Genomic DNA, 13,783 nt, shown 5'->3' with positions numbered 1-13,783 from the left:
GCGCGTCGTGCGCGAAGATACCTATGGAGCCGGTCGCTGATCATGGCTGAAATCAAGAACTACACCCTGAACTTCGGTCCCCAGCACCCGGCCGCGCAGGGTGTGCTGCGGCTGGTGCTCGAACTGGACGGCGAGGTGATCCAGCGCGCCGACCCGCACATCGGGCTGCTGCACCGCGCCACCGAAAAACTGGCCGAACACAAGACCTTCATCCAGGCGCTGCCCTACATGGATCGGCTGGACTACGTGTCCATGATGTGCAACGAGCACGCCTATGTCATGGCCATCGAAAAGCTGCTGGGCATCGAAGCGCCGCTGCGTGCGCAGTACATCCGCGTCATGTTCGACGAAATCACGCGGATCCTGAACCACCTGATGTCGCTGGGTTCGCACGCGCTGGACGTGGGCGCGATGGCGGTCTTCCTGTACGCCTTCCGTGAACGCGAAGACCTGATGGATTGCTACGAAGCGGTATCCGGGGCGCGCATGCATGCCGCTTACTACCGCCCGGGCGGCGTGTATCGCGACCTGCCGGATGCCATGCCGCAGTACGGAGGCTCCAGCAAGTATCGCGGCGAGAAGGAAGTGCGCGCCATGAACGACGCGCGGTCCGGCTCGATGCTGGATTTCATCGAGGACTTCACCAACCGCTTCCCCGCCTGCGTGGACGAATACGAAACGCTGCTGACGGACAACCGCATCTGGAAGCAGCGCCTGGTGGGCATCGGCGTCGTCTCGCCGGAACGCGCCAAGGCCCTGGGCTTTACCGGCCCGATGCTGCGCGGTTCCGGCGTGGCCTGGGATCTGCGCAAGACCCAGCCCTACGAAGTCTACGACCTGCTCGATTTCGACGTGCCGGTCGGCGTGAATGGCGACTGCTACGACCGCTACCTGGTGCGTGTCGCCGAAATGCGCCAGAGCAACCGCATCATCCGCCAGTGCGTGGAATGGCTGCGCAACAACCCCGGCCCGGTGATGATCGACAACCACAAGGTCGCGCCGCCCAAGCGTGCCGCCATGAAAACCAACATGGAAGAGCTCATCCACCATTTCAAGCTCTTCACCGAAGGTTTCCATGTGCCGCCCGGCGAATCCTATGCGTCGGTCGAGCATCCCAAGGGCGAATTCGGCATCTACATGGTGTCGGACGGCGCGAACAAGCCGTATCGCCTGAAGATCCGCGCGCCCGGCTTCGCGCACCTGCAGGCGCTGGATGAAATGACCCGCGGACACATGATCGCCGACGCCGTCACCGTCATCGGGACGCAGGACATCGTGTTCGGCGAAATCGACCGCTAGGGAACGCGCACGACCTCGAAGAAGACCCGTAGGGGCCTCTTGCATATTCCGGATTCAAACTATGCTGCTTTCCGAACAGGCTTACCAGAAAATCGACCGGGAGCTCACGAAGTTCCCGGCCGACCAGAAGCAGTCGGCCATCATGGCCGCGCTGGCGATCGCGCAGGACGAGAAGGGCTGGCTCTCGACCGAGATCATCGAAGACGTCGCCACCTATCTGGGGGTGCCGCCCATCGCGGTCCAGGAAGTCGCCACGTTCTACAACATGTTCAACGTGACGCGCACCGGCAAGCACAAGATCTCGGTCTGTACCAACCTGCCGTGCGCGCTGCGCGACGGTGAAAAGGCGGGTGACTACCTGAAGCGCAAGCTCGGTGTCGACTACCGCGGCACCAGCGCGGACGGCATGTTCACGCTGGTCGAAGGCGAATGCATGGGCGCCTGCGGCGATTCGCCGGTGGTGATCGTGAACAACAAGCATATGTGTGTACGCATGACCGAGGCTCGGCTGGACGAGCTGATCGATGCCCTGCGCGCGCAAGGAGAAACGGCATGAATGCGCCGGACCTGTACCGCCAGTTCGCCCAGGGGCTGGATCCCAACCCGCTGCGCGACCTGTCGCAGTCGATGTGCCTGCACGGCCGCCACATCCAGCCGCAGATCCTCGCCGACCTGGACGGCGCCAACTGGCGCCTGGAAGAGTACGTCAAGCGCGGCGGCTACGAGGCGCTGCGCAAGATCCTGACCACCGGCATGAAGCCCGAGGAAGTCATCGCGGAAGTCAAGGCTTCGGGACTGCGCGGCCGTGGCGGCGCGGGCTTCCCCACGGGCCTGAAGTGGAGCTTCATGCCCCGCACTTTCCCGGGCCAGAAGTACCTGGTGTGCAATTCGGACGAGGGCGAGCCCGGCACGTTCAAGGATCGCGATATCCTGCGCTTCAACCCCCATATCGTGATCGAAGGCATGGCCATCGCCGCGTATGCCATGGGTATTTCGGTGGGCTACAACTACATTCACGGCGAAATCTTCGAAGTGTACGAACGCTTCGAGGAAGCCCTGGAAGAAGCCCGCGCGGCCGGCTTCCTGGGCGACCGTATCCTGGGATCGGAGTTCAGCTTCCAGCTGCATGCCTTCCATGGCTACGGCGCCTACATCTGCGGCGAGGAAACCGCGCTGCTGGAATCGCTGGAAGGCAAGAAAGGCCAGCCGCGCTTCAAGCCGCCGTTTCCCGCCAGCTTCGGCCTGTACGGCAAGCCCACCACCATCAACAATACCGAGACCTTCGCGGCGGTACCCTGGATCATCCGCAACAGCGGCCAGCAGTACCTGGAAATCGGCAAGCCGAACAACGGCGGCACCAAGATCTTCTCGATTACCGGCGACGTCGAGCGTCCCGGCAATTACGAGATTCCGATGGGAACGCCGTTTTCCAAGCTGCTCGAGCTGGCCGGCGGCATGCGCGCCGGCCGCCAGCTGAAGGCGGTAATCCCGGGCGGTTCCAGTGCGCCGGTGCTGCCGGCGGGCATCATGATGGATACCACCATGGATTACGACGCGATCGCCAAGGCGGGTTCCATGCTGGGTTCGGGCGCCGTCATCGTCATGGATGACACCCGCTGCATGGTGAAGTCCCTGCTGCGTCTTTCGTATTTCTATTTCGAGGAAAGCTGCGGTCAGTGCACGCCGTGCCGTGAAGGCACGGGCTGGCTGTATCGCATGGTCAACCGCATCGAACACGGCGAGGGCAGGCCAGAAGACCTGGACCTGCTCGACAGCGTGGCGGGCAACATCATGGGCCGCACGATTTGCGCCCTGGGCGATGCCGCGGCCATGCCCGTGCGCGGTTTCCTGAAGCATTTCCACGACGAATTCGCGTACCACATCGAGCACAAGAAGTGCGTGGTCCCGCACTATCTGTAGGTCCAGGAACAGACAATGGTTGAACTAACCGTCGACGGCAACAAGGTAGAAGTGCCCGAGGGCAGCATGGTGATGCATGCTGCCCAGAAGCTCGGGCAGTACGTGCCGCATTTCTGCTACCACAAGAAACTTTCCATCGCCGCCAACTGCCGCATGTGCCTGGTCGAAGTCGAGAAAGCGCCCAAGGCGCTGCCGGCTTGCGCCACGCCCGTGACCAATGGCATGGTGGTGTTCACCAATTCGGAAAAAGCCAAGGCCGCGCAGAAATCGGTCATGGAATTCCTGTTGATCAACCACCCGCTGGATTGCCCGATCTGCGACCAGGGCGGCGAATGCCAGCTGCAGGATCTGGCGGTCGGCTACGGCGGCTCGGCCTCGCGCTATCACGAAGAAAAGCGCGTGGTCTTCCACAAGGACCTGGGCCCGCTGGTCTCGGCGGAGGAAATGAGCCGCTGCATCCATTGCACGCGCTGCGTCCGTTTCGGGCAGGAAATCGCCGGTGTGATGGAATTGGGCATGATCAACCGGGGCGAGCACTCCGAGATCACGTCCTTCGTCGGCCGTTCCGTCGAATCCGAGCTGTCCGGCAACATGATCGATCTATGCCCGGTCGGCGCGCTGACGTCCAAGCCGTTCCGCTACAGCGCTCGTACCTGGGAACTGGCGCGCCGCCGTGCCGTCAGTCCGCACGACAGCCTGGGCGCGAACCTGGTTGTGCAGGTCAAGGGCGACCAGGTCCTGCGCGTGGTGCCCTTCGAAAACGAAGCTCTGAACGAATGCTGGCTGAGCGACCGCGACCGTTTCTCGTATGAAGGCCTGAACGCCGACGACCGCCTGGCCACGCCCATGATCAAGGGCGCGGACGGCGAGTGGCGGGAAGCATCCTGGGCGGATGCGCTGCAAGCCGTCGCGCAGGGCCTGTCCCGCGTACGCGACAACTTCGGCGGCGGGCAGATCGGCGCGCTGGCGACCGAATACGCCACCACGGAGGAATTCGCGCTGCTGGGCCGCGTGGTCCGCGCGCTGGGTTCGGAAAACATCGACTTCCGCCTGCGCCAGACCGATCCCGCCTTCGGCGCCGCGCTCGAAGGCGCTCCGTGGCTGGGCATGCCCGTAGCCGACCTGGATACCCTGGATCGCGTGCTGGTGGTCGGTTCGGTGTTGCGCAAGGACCATCCCCTGATGGCGCAGCGCTTGCGGCAGGCCGCCAAGCGCGGCACCCAGATCCTGATGGTCGACAGCCTGGCGGACGATCCGCTGATGCCCGTCACCGGCCGCCTGACCGTCGCGCCTTCGGCCCTGCCGCGTGCGCTGGCGGAAGTCGCCGTGGCGCTGGCCCAGGCCAAAGGCCAGGCCGTTCCCGCCGAATTCGGCGGTGTGGTGCCCGGCGAGCAGGCCAAGGTGATCGCGGCCAGCCTGGCCTCCGGCACCCAGGCCGCCGTGCTGCTCGGCAACCTGGCCGTGGCCTCGCCGCAGGCCAGCACGATCGCCGCCAACGCGCAAAGCATTGCCACGATGGCCGGCGCCCGCCTGGGGTTCCTGACCTCCGGCGGCAACACGGTCGGAGGCTATCTGGCCGGTGCCGTGCCGGGCAAGGGCGGCAAGACCGCCGCCGCCATGCTGGCCGATCCGCTCAAGGCCTACATCGTGCTGCATGCCGAACCGCTGCTGGATGCGGACAACGGCGCGCGCGCGGTTGCCGCGCTGCGCGATGCGCAGTTTGTCGTAGCGCTGACGCCTTACCGTTCGGCCGCCGAGTCATGGGCCAATGTCATGCTGCCCGTCGCGCCGTTCACGGAGACCTCGGGTACGTTCGTCAACGCTCAGGGCCTGGCGCAAAGCTTCAAGGGCACGGTGGCCCCGTTCCAGCAGACCCGTCCCGCGTGGAAGGTGCTGCGGGTGCTGGGCAATGTGCTGCAACTGGCCGGCTTCGATGATGAAACGTCCGAGTCGGTGCGCGACAGCGTGCTGTCCGGCGGGGTGGAAGGGCGCCTGTCCAACCGAATCAACGCAGCGCCGGGCCTGGGTGCGAGCCTCGACGGTCTGGAACGCGTGGCCGACGTGCCGATCTATCGCACGGACGCCATCGTTCGCCGCGCCGAATCGCTGCAGGCCGCGCCGGCTTCGCGTTCGCCCGCGGCGCGCATGAACGGCCAGACGCTGGCCGGCCTGGGGCTGACCGCCGGCATCACGGTGCGCGTTCGCACCGCGACCGGCGCCGTCGAACTGGAAACCGTGCAGGACGAGACGGTCGCCGACCGTGCGGTGCGGGTTTCCGCCGGCTTCGAGCAAACGGCCGCCCTGGGCGGTGCATTCGGTGAAATCAGCGTGGAGCGTGCCTGATGGAATGGCTCAACACTTTGGAAAGCCAGGGGCAGGCCTTGCTGGGCGCGACGCCCTGGCTGGTGATCTGGACGGTCGTCAAGGTCGTCATCATCGCGGTACCCATCATCCTGTGCGTTGCCTACCTGACGTACTGGGAACGCAAGATGATCGGCTTCATGCACGTGCGCAGGGGCCCAAATCGCGTGGGCTACCGCGGCCTGCTGCAGCCGTTCGCGGACGTTTTCAAGCTGCTGACCAAGGAAGTGGTGGTGCCGACCGAGGCGAACCGCATCCTGTTCATCCTGGCCCCGGTAGTCACGCTGATGCCGGCGCTGGCCGCCTGGGCGGTGATCCCCTTCGGCCCGCAGATCGTGCTGGCCAACGTCAATGCGGGCCTGCTGTACATCATGGCGATCACGTCCGTCGGCGTCTATGGTGTCATCGTGGCGGGTTGGGCGTCCAATTCCAAGTACGCTTTCCTGGGCGCGCTGCGGGCGTCCGCGCAGATGGTGTCATATGAACTGGCGATCGGCTTCGTGCTGGTGACGGTGCTGCTGGTGTCGGGCAGCCTGAACATGACCGATATCGTTCTGGGGCAGACGCGCGGCTGGTTCGCGGACCACCGCCTGACCTTCCTGTCCTGGAACTGGCTGCCGTTGCTGCCGCTGTTCGTGATCTACGTCGTGTCGGCCGTGGCGGAAACCAACCGCGCGCCCTTCGACGTGGTGGAAGGCGAATCGGAGATCGTCGCGGGTCACATGGTCGAGTATTCCGGCATGGCCTTCGCACTGTTCTTCCTGGGCGAATACGCCAACATGATTTTGTTGTCGGCGTTGGCTTCGATCATGTTCCTGGGCGGCTGGACTTCGCCTATCGACGTGGCGCCGCTGACCTGGGTTCCCGGCTGGATCTGGCTGGGTCTGAAGACTTTCTGCGTAGTGTCCCTGTTCATCTGGTTCCGCGCCTCGTTCCCGCGGTATCGCTATGACCAGATCATGCGCCTGGGCTGGAAGATTTTCATTCCGCTGACCGGCGTATGGCTGCTCGTGGTGGCGATCTGGATGCAGACGCCCTGGAATATTTGGCGCTAGCGATAGGCAAAAGGCAGGATATGGAAGCGATCAAGGATTTCTTCGGCAGCCTCTTGCTGTCCGAACTGCTCAAGGGCATGCGCCTGACGGGCAAGTATTTCTTCAAGCGCAAGGTCACTTTGCGCTACCCGGTGGAAAAAACGCCGGCGTCGCCGCGTTTCCGCGGGTTGCACGCGTTGCGCCGCTACCCCAACGGGGAAGAGCGCTGCATCGCCTGCAAACTGTGCGAGGCGGTGTGCCCGGCGCTGGCCATCACCATCGAGTCGGACGTGCGCGACGACGGCAGCCGCCGCACCACGCGCTACGACATCGACCTGACCAAGTGCATCTTCTGCGGTTTCTGCGAAGAAAGCTGTCCGGTGGATTCCATCGTGGAAACCCATATCCACGAATACCACGGCGAAAAGCGCGGCGACCTGTACTTCACGAAGGACATGTTGCTGGCGGTCGGCGACCGCTACGAGGCGGAAATCGCCCAACGCCGCGCCGAAGACGCGCCCTACCGTTGATGCCGGGTACGACTCCATGACTTTCACCACCGTTCTGTTCTACATACTGTCCATCGTGCTCGTGGTGGCGGCATTCCGCGTCATCACGGCACGCAGTCCCGTCACCGCGGTGCTGCACCTGATCCTGGCCTTCTTCAACGCGGCCATGCTCTGGATGCTGCTGGGCGCGGAATTCCTGGGGCTGCTGCTGGTCCTGGTGTACGTCGGCGCCGTGATGGTGCTGTTCCTCTTCGTCGTGATGATGCTGGACATCCGCATGACGGCCCTGCGCCACGGCCTGAAAACCTATCTTCCGCTGGGCCTGGCCATCGGCCTGATCCTCGTGCTCGAAATCTCCTTCGTGCTGGGAACGGCCTGGTTCGACGCGGGCGCGCCGGCCGCCATGGCGGGCGACTACAACAACGCCCGCGCGCTGGGTACCGCCATGTACACGCAGTATGTGTACGCGGTGGAGGTCGGTGCCGTGCTGTTGCTGGTGGGCATGGTCTCGGCGATCGCGCTGACTCTGCGCCGCCGCCGCGACGTCAAGTACAACAACCCGTCGGAAGCCGTGCGCGTGCGCGCCAAGGACCGCTTCCGCCTGGTGAGCATGCCGGCGCAGAGCGATCGCGCCCAGGCCCGGACCGCCGCGGCCGTTCCGTCCCAAGGAGAACAGAAGTGACGCTGACGCTGGCCCATTACCTGATACTGGGGGCGATCCTCTTCGCCATCGGCATATTCGGCATCTTCCTGAACCGCCGCAACCTGATCATCCTGCTGATGTCCATCGAGCTCGTGCTGCTGGCCGTCAACATGAACTTCGTGGCTTTCTCGAGCTGGTCCGGCGATACGGCCGGACAGGTCTTCGTGTTCTTCATCCTGACCGTCGCGGCTGCCGAAGCGGCGATCGGCCTGGCGATTCTGGTGCTGCTGTTCCGCAACCTGAACACGATCAACGTTGACGAACTCGATCGCCTGAAGGGCTGACGGAGTCCAGGAATAATAATGTCTAGCTCTCCCAATCTTTACCTGCTCATCGCGCTGGCGCCCCTGGCCGGCGCCATCCTGGCCGGTTTGTTCGGAACCGGGTTTCTCGGCAAGCCGATCGGGCGGCGCGGCGCGCACCTGATCACCATCCTTGGGGTGCTGATCTCCACGATCGGCGCCTTCGTGGTGCTGGGCGACGTGCTGGCCGGCCACACCTACGACGGCAACGTCTACACCTGGAACCTGATCGGCAACACGCAGCTGAACATCGGCTTCCTGATCGATCCGCTGTCGGCCCTGATGATGGTGGTGGTGACCAGCGTATCGCTGATGGTCCATATCTACACCATCGGCTACATGGCGGACGATCCCGGCTACCAGCGCTTCTTCGCGTATATCTCGCTGTTCACGTTCTCCATGCTGATGCTGGTCATGTCCAACAACATGGTGCAGCTGTTCTTCGGCTGGGAAGCGGTGGGCCTGGTGTCTTACCTGCTGATCGGCTTCTGGTATACCCGGCCGACCGCGATCTTCGCCAACATGAAGGCGTTCCTGATCAACCGCGTCGGCGACTTCGGCTTCGTGCTCGGCATCGGCCTGCTGTTCGCCTATGTCGGTTCGATGCAGTATTCGGATGTGTTCAGCCAGGCCGACAAGCTGGCCGGCATGAGCTTCCCCGGCGCTGACTGGAAACTGCTGACGGTCGCGTGCATCTGCCTGTTCATCGGTGCGATGGGCAAGTCGGCACAGGTTCCGCTGCACGCCTGGCTGCCCGACTCCATGGAAGGCCCGACGCCGATTTCCGCGCTGATCCACGCCGCGACCATGGTGACCGCCGGCATCTTCATGGTGGCGCGGTTCTCGCCCCTGTTCGAGCATTCCGATACGGCGCTGTCCTTCATCATCGTCATCGGTGCCATCGGCGCGCTGTTCCTGGGTATCCTGGGCATCATCCAGAACGACATCAAGCGCGTCGTGGCGTAGTCCACGCTGTCGCTGCTGGGCTACATGACGGGCCCGCTGGGCGCGTCCGCATACCAGCTGGGGATTTTCCACCTGATGACGCACGCTTTCTTCAAGGCGCTGCTGTTCCTGGGTGCGGGTTCGGTCATCATCGGCATGCACCATGACCAGGACATCCGCAACATGGGCGGCCTGCGCAAGTACATGCCCATTACCTGGATCACGTTCCTGATCGGTACCCTGGCCCTGGTGGGCACGCCGTTCTTCGCCGGCTTCTACTCGAAGGAACACATCATCGAAGCGGCGGGCGCCGCCCACGTGTGGGGCGCCGGGTTCGCGCACTTCGCGACGCTGGCGGGGGTGTTCGTCACCTCGCTGTATTCCTTCCGCGTCTACTTCCTGGTCTTCCACGGCAAGGAGCGCTTCGACATCCACGGGCACGGCCATGCGCACCACGACGACAGCCACGGCGCCGAAGCGCAGGTGCACGGTACGGCGGACAGCCACGGCCATGACGACCATGGCCACAGCGGCCCGCCGCACGAGTCGCCCTGGGTGGTAACGCTGCCCCTGATCGTGCTGGCGATACCGTCGGTCATCATCGGCGCGCTGGTCATCGATCCGCTGCTGTTCGGCAAGTACTTCCAGGGCGCGATTACCGTCCTGCCGCAGCACCCTGCCATGCACGAGCTGGCCGAGGACTGGCATGGCTGGGTGGAGTTCGGGCTGCACGCCTTTACCACGAGCGCATTCTGGCTGGTGGTGGCGGGCGCGGTGGTGGCCTGGTATTGCTACCTGATCAACCCCAGGGTCCCGGCCGCCATCAAGTCCAGCCTGTCGGGCATCAATGCGATCCTGGAAAACAAGTACTACGTGGATTGGTTCAACGAACAGGTCATCGCCCGTGCCGCCCGCGGCCTGGGCCGGGGCCTGTGGCAAGCCGGCGACCGTGGCCTGATCGATGGCCTGATCAACGGCAGCGCCAGGCTGGTGGGCTGGGTGGCGGGCGTCAGCCGCTACCTGCAGTCCGGCTTCATCTATCACTATGCCTTCGCCATGATCATCGGCATCCTGGCCTTGGTGACTTTCTTCGTGCTGATTCCCCAATAAATGGCTAGCGAGATGGCATCCCAAACTTTTCCCTGGCTTACCCTCGCGGTCTTTGTTCCCATCGTCTTCGGCCTGCTGGTGCTCGCCCTGGGCGGGGACAACAAGCGCGGCCTGACGCTGTGGCTGTCGCTGATCGGCGCCGTGGCCGGTCTGCTGGTCACGATTCCGCTTTACACCGGGTTCGACGCCGCGACGGCGAACATGCAGTTCGTCGAGAACGTGCCCTGGATCAGCACTTTCAACGTCAACTACCACCTGGGCGTGGACGGCATATCGCTGTGGTTCGTCCTGCTGACCGCCTTCATCACCGTCATCGTGGTGCTGGCCGGCTGGGAGGTCATCACCAGCCGTCTGGCGCAGTACATGGCGGCCTTCCTGATCCTCTCCGGCTTGATGATCGGCGTGTTCGTCGCGCTGGACGGCCTGCTGTTCTACGTGTTCTTCGAGGCCACGCTGATCCCGATGTATATCATCGTGGGGGTATGGGGCGGACCCAACCGGGTCTATGCGGCGTTCAAGTTTTTCCTCTATACGCTGCTCGGTTCCCTGCTGACGCTGGTTGCCTTCATTTACCTGTGGAACGCATCGGGCGGTTCGTTCGATATCCTGCAATGGCAGCAGCTGAAGCTGGGCATGACGCCGCAGGTGCTGGTGTTCGTCGCCATGCTCGCCGCATTCGCCGTGAAGGTGCCGATGTGGCCGGTCCATACCTGGCTGCCGGATGCCCACGTGGAAGCGCCGACCGGCGGCTCCATCGTGCTGGCGGCCATCATGCTGAAGCTGGGCGCCTACGGTTTCCTGCGGTTCTCGCTGCCCATCGCGCCGGACGCGTCGCACAGCCTGGCCGGGCTGATGATCGCCTTGTCGCTGATCGCGGTGATCTATATCGGCCTGGTCGCCATCGTCCAGGACGACATGAAGAAGCTGGTCGCGTATTCGTCCGTGGCGCACATGGGCTTCGTGACGCTGGGTTTCTTCATCTTCAACACCGCGGGTGTCGAAGGCGCGATCGTGCAGATGATTTCGCACGGTTTCGTGTCGGGCGCCATGTTCATGTGCATCGGCGTGCTGTATGACCGCGTGCACAGCCGGCGCATCGCCGACTACGGCGGCGTGGTCAACACCATGCCGCGCTTCGTCACGTTCTTCGTCCTGTTCTCCATGGCCAACAGCGGCTTGCCCGCCACCAGCGGTTTCGTGGGCGAATTCATGGTGATCATGGGCGCGGTACAGCACAACTTCTGGATCGGCCTGGCCGCGGCCACCGCACTGATCCTGGGCGCGTCGTACTCGCTGTGGATGGTCAAGCGGGTGGCCTTCGGCGAAATCGCCAACGACCACGTGCGGCAGCTCACCGACGTCAATCGCCGTGAATTCCTGATCCTGGGGCTGATGGCGATCACCGTGCTGTACATGGGTATCTATCCCAAACCCTTTACCGACGTGATGCACGCGTCGGTCCAGGCCCTGATGCAACACGTCGCCATCTCCAAACTGTAAGCCAAGACAATGATGCACTCCTCACTCGATTTCGCATTGGCGACGCCGGAGATCCTGCTGCTGATTCTGGGCGCGGCCATCCTGCTGATCGACGCGGTCAGCAACCACCCCACGCGCAAGCTAAGCTACCTGTTGACGCTGGGCACCCTGGTGGCGGTAACCATCGTTTCGCTGGTGCAGTGGCACGACGGCGTGAAGGGCAGGGGGTTCGGCGGCCTGTATGTCGCCGACGACCTGGCGCACCTGCTGAAGATCGCCTCCTATGTCGCCGTGTTCGTCACGCTGGTCTATGGCCGCATCTATTCGCAGTCGCGCGACATGCTGCGCGGCGGCGAGCTGTACGTGCTGTCGCTGTTCGGCCTGCTGGGCCAGATGGTGATGATCTCGGCCGGCAACCTGATCACGGTGTACCTGGGCCTGGAACTGATGTCGCTGTCGCTGTACGCGCTGATCGCGCTGCGCCGCGACGACAGCACCGCCACCGAAGCCGCCATGAAGTACTTCGTGCTGGGCGCGCTGGCTTCGGGTTTCCTGCTGTATGGCATGTCGATGATCTATGGCGCAACCGGCCATCTGGACCTGGCGGAGATTGCCGCCGTCATCGCCGGCGGCAAGGCGCAGAACCTGCCGCTGGTGCTGGGTGTGGTCTTCATCGTGGCCGGCCTGGCCTTCAAGCTGGGCGCCGCGCCTTTCCACATGTGGGTGCCGGACGTCTACCACGGCGCGCCGACGGCGGTCACGCTGCTGCTGGGCGCCGCGCCCAAGCTGGCCGCCTTCGCCATCACGCTGCGTGTGCTGATCGAAGCGATGCATTCGCTGGCCGCGGATTGGCAGCCCATGCTGCTGATCCTGGCCGTGCTGTCCCTGGCCGTGGGCAATATCACCGCGATCGCGCAAAGCAATTTCAAGCGCATGCTGGCGTATTCGACGATCTCCCACATGGGTTTCGTCCTGTTGGGACTGGCGGCCGGCGGCGGCTCGCCCGCGGTGGGCTACGGCGCAGCCCTGTTCTACATGGTGACCTACGTCCTGACCACGCTGGGCAGCTTCGGCATGATTCTGCTGCTGTCCCGCGACGGTTTCGAGTGCGATACGATCGACGACCTGAAGGGACTGAACCGGCGCAGCCCTTGGCATGCCTTCATTGTGCTGCTGCTGATGGTGTCGCTGACGGGCCTGCCGCCCACGGTGGGTTTCTATGCCAAGCTGGCCGTGCTGCAGCCTCTGGTGCAGATGGGCCACGTCGGTATCGCAGTGATCGCGGTCATGTTCTCGCTGATCGGCGCTTTCTACTACCTGCGCGTGGTCAAGGTCGTGTATTTCGACGACCCGGTCGGCGAAGCGCATCCGGTGTCGGCTTCCTGCGTTCAACGCGGACTGATGTCGCTGAATGGCGCGCTGCTGCTGTTGCTGGGCCTGCTGCCCGGCGGCCTGATGGCGGCGTGCGTGCGTGCGGTCCAGACCTCCCTGGGTCTTTGATCCCAATCGATAAACGTTCACGGCGGGGCCTGCCCGCCGTGACGCGCCTCCTTCCGGGCTGATGAGTCAAACCCTCGCCATCTGGCTGTTGATCGCGCTGGCCCTGGCCTGCGCGAATCTGCCTTTCCTGAGCGAACGGGTCTTTGCGCTGTTCCGCTGGCGCAAGGGGGGGCTGCCGGCAGTCAAGCCGTTCTGGGTGCGCCTGCTCGAATTGCTTGTCCTGTACCTGGTTGTCGGCGGACTGGGCTTCGCCTTCGAGTCCACCCTGGGTAACCGCTTTTCCCAGGGCTGGGAGTTTTATGCCATTGGCCTGTGCCTGTTCCTGGTACTGGCGTATCCCGGCTTCGTCATCCGCTACCTGTTCAAGCGCCGGCAACCGCGGCGGGATTGAACCAGGCGGCGCGCACCCATAGCGCGATTGCGGCGGCGATCGCTATCCACACCAGAACGACGAAAATCGCGCCCGTGCGGCTGCGCGGGCGAGCCAGCCTGCGCGCGGCCCACGCCTGCGCGCGTTCGCGGCTGTCCGTCCGCACCGGCGCGGGCAGGGCGCGTATCGTCGCCGCGATCAGGATCGGAACCAGGATGATGTCGTCCAGCAATCCCAGCACGGGAATGAAG

General features: G+C 64.0%; 12 protein-coding genes and 1 pseudogene. 12 read left to right on the top strand and 1 reads right to left on the bottom strand.

Annotated features, from left to right (window positions below):
• Positions 1 to 42 precede the first annotated feature (42 nt).
• From ACO1P8_RS24395 to ACO1P8_RS24340, 12 genes and pseudogenes are all read left to right on the top strand, one after another.
• Entirely contained in the window at positions 43 to 1,299 is a 1,257-nt protein-coding gene (locus tag ACO1P8_RS24395; protein ID WP_486298423.1) for an NADH-quinone oxidoreductase subunit D, read from the top strand.
• Positions 1,300 to 1,360: 61 nt separating this feature from the next.
• Positions 1,361 to 1,855: an NADH-quinone oxidoreductase subunit NuoE gene (nuoE, locus tag ACO1P8_RS24390; RefSeq protein ID WP_486298422.1), complete on the top strand. Its 495-nt coding sequence runs from the start codon at positions 1,361 to 1,363 to the stop codon at positions 1,853 to 1,855.
• Complete coding sequence (nuoF, locus tag ACO1P8_RS24385; protein ID WP_486298421.1) at positions 1,852 to 3,219, top strand: NADH-quinone oxidoreductase subunit NuoF; 1,368 nt, start codon at positions 1,852 to 1,854, stop codon at positions 3,217 to 3,219. Before nuoE ends, nuoF begins: the two co-directional genes overlap by 4 nt.
• 15 nt (positions 3,220 to 3,234) lie before the next feature.
• The gene (gene nuoG, locus ACO1P8_RS24380; protein ID WP_486298420.1) at positions 3,235 to 5,562 is read left to right on the top strand and encodes an NADH-quinone oxidoreductase subunit NuoG; all 2,328 of its coding nucleotides are present in this window, start codon (positions 3,235 to 3,237) and stop codon (positions 5,560 to 5,562) included.
• Positions 5,562 to 6,635, top strand: coding sequence for an NADH-quinone oxidoreductase subunit NuoH (gene nuoH / locus ACO1P8_RS24375; protein ID WP_486298419.1), 1,074 nt, complete (start codon positions 5,562 to 5,564; stop codon positions 6,633 to 6,635). The genes nuoG and nuoH overlap by 1 nt, the downstream gene beginning before the upstream one ends.
• A 20-nt stretch (positions 6,636 to 6,655) precedes the next feature.
• The gene (gene nuoI, locus ACO1P8_RS24370; protein WP_066639049.1) at positions 6,656 to 7,144 is read left to right on the top strand and encodes an NADH-quinone oxidoreductase subunit NuoI; all 489 of its coding nucleotides are present in this window, start codon (positions 6,656 to 6,658) and stop codon (positions 7,142 to 7,144) included.
• A 16-nt stretch (positions 7,145 to 7,160) separates the two neighbouring features.
• Positions 7,161 to 7,805, top strand: a complete 645-nt coding sequence (locus ACO1P8_RS24365) for an NADH-quinone oxidoreductase subunit J (protein ID WP_486298418.1) — start codon at positions 7,161 to 7,163, stop codon at positions 7,803 to 7,805.
• Positions 7,802 to 8,110 carry an NADH-quinone oxidoreductase subunit NuoK gene (gene nuoK, locus ACO1P8_RS24360; protein WP_066639044.1) on the top strand — a complete coding sequence of 103 codons (309 nt, stop codon included), beginning with the start codon at positions 7,802 to 7,804 and terminating at the stop codon, positions 8,108 to 8,110. Before ACO1P8_RS24365 ends, nuoK begins: the two co-directional genes overlap by 4 nt.
• An 18-nt stretch (positions 8,111 to 8,128) precedes the next feature.
• A pseudogene (gene nuoL, locus ACO1P8_RS24355) lies at positions 8,129 to 10,183 on the top strand (NADH-quinone oxidoreductase subunit L).
• Positions 10,184 to 10,195: 12 nt separating this feature from the next.
• Positions 10,196 to 11,683 (top strand): NADH-quinone oxidoreductase subunit M, encoded by a 1,488-nt coding sequence (locus ACO1P8_RS24350; RefSeq protein WP_486298417.1) that lies wholly within the window; start codon positions 10,196 to 10,198, stop codon positions 11,681 to 11,683.
• Positions 11,684 to 11,692: 9 nt separating this feature from the next.
• The gene (gene nuoN / locus ACO1P8_RS24345) at positions 11,693 to 13,162 is read left to right on the top strand and encodes an NADH-quinone oxidoreductase subunit NuoN (protein ID WP_486298416.1); all 1,470 of its coding nucleotides are present in this window, start codon (positions 11,693 to 11,695) and stop codon (positions 13,160 to 13,162) included.
• Between the two features lie 61 nt (positions 13,163 to 13,223).
• On the top strand, positions 13,224 to 13,553 hold the full coding sequence (locus ACO1P8_RS24340) for a DUF2818 family protein (protein WP_486298415.1): 330 nt from the start codon (positions 13,224 to 13,226) through the stop codon (positions 13,551 to 13,553).
• Here the strand turns inward: ACO1P8_RS24340 and ACO1P8_RS24335 are convergent.
• On the bottom strand, positions 13,525 to 13,783 hold a 259-nt coding region (locus ACO1P8_RS24335; protein WP_486298414.1), incomplete at its 5' end, for a YkvA family protein. The two genes, ACO1P8_RS24340 and ACO1P8_RS24335, sit on opposite strands and share 29 nt — an antisense overlap.

This window comes from Bordetella sp. (assembly GCF_057362025.1).
The sequence above is the reverse complement of the archived record's forward strand: the minus strand, read 5'-3'. Positions and strand labels throughout refer to the sequence as shown.

Bases quoted from the DNA above. Each gene is read 5' to 3' on its own strand.
- ACO1P8_RS24350 (WP_486298417.1), top strand. From the start codon at position 10,196: ATGGCATCCCAAACTTTTCCCTGGCTTACCCTCGCGGTCTTTGTTCCC.
- ACO1P8_RS24340 (WP_486298415.1), top strand. From the start codon at position 13,224: ATGAGTCAAACCCTCGCCATCTGGCTGTTGATCGCGCTGGCCCTGGCC.
- ACO1P8_RS24365 (WP_486298418.1), top strand. From the start codon at position 7,161: ATGACTTTCACCACCGTTCTGTTCTACATACTGTCCATCGTGCTCGTG.
- nuoE (WP_486298422.1), top strand. From the start codon at position 1,361: ATGCTGCTTTCCGAACAGGCTTACCAGAAAATCGACCGGGAGCTCACG.
- nuoG (WP_486298420.1), top strand. From the start codon at position 3,235: ATGGTTGAACTAACCGTCGACGGCAACAAGGTAGAAGTGCCCGAGGGC.
- ACO1P8_RS24395 (WP_486298423.1), top strand. From the start codon at position 43: ATGGCTGAAATCAAGAACTACACCCTGAACTTCGGTCCCCAGCACCCG.
- nuoN (WP_486298416.1), top strand. From the start codon at position 11,693: ATGATGCACTCCTCACTCGATTTCGCATTGGCGACGCCGGAGATCCTG.
- nuoH (WP_486298419.1), top strand. From the start codon at position 5,562: ATGGAATGGCTCAACACTTTGGAAAGCCAGGGGCAGGCCTTGCTGGGC.
- nuoF (WP_486298421.1), top strand. From the start codon at position 1,852: ATGAATGCGCCGGACCTGTACCGCCAGTTCGCCCAGGGGCTGGATCCC.
- nuoI (WP_066639049.1), top strand. From the start codon at position 6,656: ATGGAAGCGATCAAGGATTTCTTCGGCAGCCTCTTGCTGTCCGAACTG.